The sequence below is a fragment of the Elusimicrobiota bacterium genome (genome assembly GCA_026388155.1).
GTDB lineage: Bacteria > Elusimicrobiota > Elusimicrobia > Elusimicrobiales > UBA9959 > UBA9634.
Map to the genome: position 1 here is coordinate 1 of JAPLKI010000015.1, position 5,633 is coordinate 5,633.

Here is a 5,633-nt window from a genome sequence, read left to right on the forward strand (position 1 = left end):
GTCTATAACAGAAAGCGGCGCCATTCGTCTTTGGGTTATATCAGCCCGGATAGTTTTGAAGAAAAAGGCGGGTCAAAATGAGACCGGTCAAGCCCTACACAAAAATGGGCTTAAACTGTCTCGCAAACGGGGCGCAGTCCACCACTCACCCGCGAAAACGGAAGTTCCGCACGCGGTCAGAACCAGAAGCGCTACTATTATTTTTTTCATTATACACTCCTCCTTGGTTTGTCGTAAGCCCCCGTTTCCGGGGCTTAACTACGGGCCCTTGCGGGGCCTACGGCTTTTAGAACCTTGCGGTCCCGAAGAAGAAGCGCCTTTTCTAAACCGGCGCTCCGCCCCCCCTTTACGCCGGGGGTGACGGTCTCCCTTGCCGGGAGCCTCCTCTACAGAGCAATATTATTATCGCAAAAAGTCCGCAATCTTGTCAAAGCTGCGGTGCTGCGGCCCCTTTATGGTCCCGGCGGCAATTGATATAATTGTGGCTCAATGAAAATGCATCGCATTTTTGCGCTATTTTTCATACTGACGGTCGGCTTTTTCGCCATAGCCGTTTATCTCTCTTCGCAATGGAATAAAACGCTTGTCATTTACCCGGTGGGGAGAGATTTTCTCATGTTGCAGTCCGCCGGTTCGGAGGATGGCGCGGAGGACGAAGAGAATTCCAGGCAGGACAGGGAAGAAAAAGGCACAGCGCAGAGGATCCGGAACGAGAACGGGACACTGGAAGCCCGGTACAAATTCCTTAACTTCAACAAAGACAGACTTACGGTCTCCTTCACGATGGCCGAGACGGAGTACAACAGGTACCTGACCGGTTACGGTTATTCCGACGCGGAACTTTCAAGCCTCAACCAATGGCGGAATACCAACCGACAGAAGGAATGGGCGAAGGCCGTAAAAAAAGGCGGGAAGGCCGAAGGCAATAAAGCGCTGGCGGCCGTGGACTGGGAATACAATGTCCGCCTGAAGGAACTTTTTCACTCGCGCGGTTTCGCGCTTCTGCCCGGCAATGTGGTTACATGCGACATTCCCGCCATTGTAAAGCGCAACACCCCTTTCCTCAGGCCCCTGGCGCTGGCTTTTCAGAAAATTTCCGCCGACAGAGGGTATGGTTCGGAGGAAACGGTGGGCGCGGCCCTCTCCATGGTGCAGACGGCCATCCGTTATAAGATCCCGCCGACGATAGAAAACGGCAGACACACCGGCGGCTTACTGCCGCCGGGCAGGACTCTGCTCGGCGGCTGGGGAGACTGCGACACCAAAACGGCGCTGGTGGCCTCGATACTTGGCAGTTGGAGCGGAATGCGCCTGGTGGGAATAGCCGTGCCGGGACACTACCTGATGGCTATACGAAGGATACCCGCCAAGGGGGACGCGTTCGTGGAGTATAACGGGCTTGAGTATGTGCTGATAGAGCCCGCGGGGCCGGCATGGCTTGAACCCGGCAGAGTGGGAAGAACGACCACCACGCTTATGCAGGGGGCGGAGGGTTATAAAATAGAGCCGTTCTTTTAATGTGTCCGCTGGAAAAGTCAGCGGACACATGATTAATACAGTTGGAGGAAAAATGTTCAACACAAGAGTCATAGTGAGCCTGTTTGAATTTATGCTTGCGGTAGTTATGTCAGGGGTGGTAATAGCCTTGACCTATAAAATATTCATACGGGCCAATCCGGATTTCAACATGGAAAACGAAATAAGGAAAGGCAACGCCGCGGTAGGCACGCTTATGGCGGCAATACTGTTTGCCGCCTCCATGATATTGCAGAAAGGCATGAGCGCAGTGGTCAGCATGTTCCGCCTGTATATGTCCGCCCCTGGCGAAAGCCCGTTCGGCCTTGGAAAACTGGCGCTGCTCTGCTTTGCACATCTCGGCATATCCATGCTGCTGGCCGTAATAACCATTTCAGTCACGCTGCGGCTTTTCGGCAGGCTGGACAAAACCCTGCACGCCGGCAAAGAACTGCAAAAAGGCAATCTGGCGGTGGGAATACTGCTGGCGGGCGTTGTGCTGGTGGCCGCGCTTTATGTGGGCGAGGGCGTAAGTTCAATTTCAAAAGCCATGGTGCCCCAGCCCTCCATAGGCAGAATAGAGATAATGAAGTAGGGAAACAGAATTCAGAAGCCAGAAGTCAGTAGACAGTAGTCCGAATTCTGGATTCTGAATTCCGGCTCCTGTCTACCTTTTAAATTCCAAAATATACCGCTTTGGGGTTGTGAAGGACGAAAGCCGACACCGAGGCTTCGGGTTCCATCATCAGGTTGTCGGTAAGCTTCAGGTTTATTGCCGCTTCGGGTTCAAGCAATTTAAAAAGTTTAGTCTGCCCCGACAGCTCCGGGCAGACCGGGTAGCCGAAACTGTAGCGCTTGCCGCGGTATTTCGCGAGGTGCAGCGGTTTAACGGGCGCTTCGTTAACAAAACCCCAATCTTTTCTTATAATGGCGTGAACAGCTTCGGCAAAAGCTTCGGCGAGAGTCAGCGCCAGGGCCTCTATCATGTAAGAACGCAGGTAGTTGCCCCTTTCCCGCTCGGCTTTTGAAAGTTCCATCACACCCTCGCCGCAGGTTACGGCGAAAAACGCCATGTAGTCCGTTTTTGATCCGTCCGGCGAAATGAAATCCGGTATTGAAAGCCTATCGCCGACGGTCTGCCTTGGAAAATAGAAAGTTTCTATTTTGGTTTTTGCGTCAGTCTTGTAAACATTGATTGAATTGCCTGAACTTTTAACCGGGAAAAAGCGGTAAACCCCGCGCGCTTTAAGCAGTTTCCCTGAGATTATCTCAGTCTTCAGCTCTTCCACATGTTTTTTGACATCCTCAACTTTTTTAATGTCCGTTTTTTTCAGTTTAAGGAACCGGAGGTTGAACAGGTCGTAATTAAGGTTTTCAAAAAGCCCGCTTAGATCAAAATCGTTCAGTATGTGTTTATCCAGATCGGCGGGAACAGGAATATTGTCAGGATATAAGGCTGTGACACTGGCCTGTCGCGGGCCTATGGCGCTGTCCGCGACTGAAGGCTGATGGCTGTGACTCTGGCCTGTCGCGGGCCTCTGGCGCTGTCCGCGACTGAAGGATGAAGAATTAATAGTTGCCTCTTTTGACTGGTTACCGGTTACCGGCGACTGGTTACTGGCAATCGCGCTGCCCAGCGCGTAATTAAGCCCGCCCATGGCGTCCTGGGCGTAAAACACCTGGCCCTTATAAACCGGCACGATATTGTTTTCTGTGTACTTCGCGGTTAATGCGGCCCCCCCCACAAGCAGCGGACAGCTTATACCCGCCAGCGCAAGCTCGCGCGCGGTTATAGCCATCTGCTCGGTTGAACGGACAAGCAGCCCGGAGAGCCCGATAAAGTCGGGCTTTTCTTTCAGCGCCGCTTCCACAATAGTTTCCGAAGGCACTTTGACGCCCAGGTCCAGTACCTCAAAGCCGTTGGATTCAAAAATAATATTTACAAGGTTCTTTCCTATGTCATGCACATCGCCTTTAACCGTGGCAAGAAGCACTTTGCCGCGCTTCGGGGCTTTTGCCGCCTTTAAAGCGCTTTCCATTACAGCTACGGCTTTTTTTGTCACTTCGGCGCTCTGCAGCACTTCGGTGACTATCAGCTCGCCGGCCGCGAATTTTTTGCCCACCGAACCCATGGCTTTAAGCACCGGGCCGTTTATTATTTCAAGCGGGCCGTATTTCTCAAGCAGTTTATTCACCAATTCCTCAACGCCTTCTTTTGAACCGTCGCTTATTTTGGCCTCGAGGGCCTCTTCGGGCGGCAGGGCGGCGCTTTTGGTTTCGGTCAGCGCGGCTTTTTTTACGCCCCTGAAATATTCGGCGAAAACCGAAGCGGCGTTAGCGTTGCGCGCGAATATCAGATCTTCGGCCATGGCTTTTTCATCCGGCGCCATGGAAGCGTATCTTTTAAGTTTTTCAATATTTACTATCGCCACGCCCAGCCCCGCGCCCACCAAATGATGAAGGAACACCGAGTTGAGTATTTCGCGGCCGGCCGGCGGCAGGCCGAACGAAACATTGCTGACTCCGAGCACGGTTTTTGTTTTCGGGAACAGCTTTTTTATCTCGGCCACGGCCTTTAGGGTTTCATGCGCCGTGGCGGCGTACTCGGGGCCCACACCCACCGGGAACACCAGCGGATCAAAAATTATGTCTTCTTCCGGCAAGGCGCAATCCGCGGTCAAAAACCGATAAGCGCGCCGCGCGATGGTGACTTTGCGCTGGGCCGTGCGGGCCATGCCTTCTTCCTTGTTCTCGTCTATGCAGCCGAACACCAGCTTCGCGCCATAGGTTTTGCAAAGCCCGGCCACTTTGCGGGGTTTATCCTCGCCGAATTCAAAATTAACCGAATTGAGTATTATCTTGCCCGGCGCGTATTTTAAAACTTCTTCCATCGCCTTTACATCAGTGGTATCTATCATAAGCGGCACCCGCACCGCTTTGATCAGCATTGGAATAAAGGTGTTTATATCCTCAATTTCGTTCCTCTCAGGATTGGAAAGGCACACGTCCAGCACATGGGCTCCGGCCTTAACCTGGGCCCGGGCCATCTCGACCGCCTCGTCCCAATGCCCCGCGGCCACTATGTCACGGAATTTTTTAGAACCGATGGAATTATTGCGCTCGCCGGCCATCACGGGCGGCTCTATGTCTTCAGAATAAAGCGCCTCAACCCCGGAAAGCGTCCAGGGGTGGTCCACGCGCCGAACGCCCGGTTTCACGCCGCGAAGGGCGGAGCTTAAAGCCTTTATATGGCCGGGCAGCGTGCCGCAGCAGCCGCCCGCAATATTAAGCCAGCCCTTTTTTGCGAAGCCAAGCATTGAAGCGGCAAAATCCTCAGGCGTTTGCGTATAGAGGCCGTTCTCGTTAGGCAGACCGGCGTTCGGCATGCAGAATATCGGGAACGGCGACACTTTTGAAAGCGCTTCCAGGCGCGCGCCCATGTTTTTAGGGCCGGCTCCGCAGTTAAAGCCTAAAGCTGAAAGCGGGAAATGGCTTAAGGCGGAATAGACCGCCTCGGTATTGTGGCCGCTCAGCATAAGACCGAATGAATCCATGGTAACCGACGCTATGACCGGTACCTGTCCCAATTTAGAGCCCAGCGCCTGGCGCGCTGCCACAAGGCCCGCTTTCAGGTTCATTATGTCGTGGGCGGTTTCAAGCAGCAGAATATCAACCCCGGCCTCAAGCATGGCGTTTATCTGTTCAAGGTAGAGCCCACGCATCTGGTCAAAGGTCACCCCACCGGTCACAAAAATGGATTTGTTGGTGGGGCCTATTGAACCCGCCACGAACCTGGGCTTATCCGGAGTTGAATATTTAGCCGCAGCCGCTTTGGCCAGCTTAACCGAGGCGAGGTTCAGCTCTTTTGCCGAACCCTGCAGGCCGTACTCGGCCAGCACCGCCGAATTGGCACCGAAAGTGTTGGTTTCTATAACATCGGCCCCGGCTTTAAGATAATCCTCGTGCACGCGCGTGACGGCCTCGGGTTTTGAAATCGAGAGATATTCGTTCAAGCCCTCGTATTCCGGTTTGCCGTAATCGGCGGGTTTAAGCGCCATGGTCTGCAGATAGGAGCCGGTGGCGCCGTCAAAAATAATTATTTTTTCTTTAAGCAGGTT

At 53.4% G+C, this 5,633-nt stretch carries 3 protein-coding genes; 2 read left to right on the top strand and 1 reads right to left on the bottom strand.

The window, feature by feature from the left end:
• The first annotated feature begins 489 nt into the window (after positions 1 to 489).
• Together NTX59_06175 and NTX59_06180 are read left to right on the top strand one after the other, a co-directional pair.
• Positions 490 to 1,518 carry a hypothetical protein gene (locus NTX59_06175; protein MCX5785256.1) on the top strand — a complete coding sequence of 343 codons (1,029 nt, stop codon included), beginning with the start codon at positions 490 to 492 and terminating at the stop codon, positions 1,516 to 1,518.
• A gap of 52 nt (positions 1,519 to 1,570) precedes the next feature.
• Positions 1,571 to 2,110 carry a DUF350 domain-containing protein gene (locus tag NTX59_06180; protein MCX5785257.1) on the top strand — a complete coding sequence of 180 codons (540 nt, stop codon included), beginning with the start codon at positions 1,571 to 1,573 and terminating at the stop codon, positions 2,108 to 2,110.
• A 79-nt stretch (positions 2,111 to 2,189) separates the two neighbouring features.
• On the opposite strand, the gene metH is transcribed toward NTX59_06180, so the two are convergent.
• The coding region (gene metH, locus NTX59_06185; GenBank protein ID MCX5785258.1) for a methionine synthase at positions 2,190 to 5,633 on the bottom strand (3,444 nt) is incomplete at its 5' end.

What these genes read in the sequence shown, in the direction of transcription:
- NTX59_06175 (MCX5785256.1), top strand. Translation starts at nt 490, where the DNA reads ATGAAAATGCATCGCATTTTTGCGCTATTTTTCATACTGACGGTCGGC.
- NTX59_06180 (MCX5785257.1), top strand. Translation starts at nt 1,571, where the DNA reads ATGTTCAACACAAGAGTCATAGTGAGCCTGTTTGAATTTATGCTTGCG.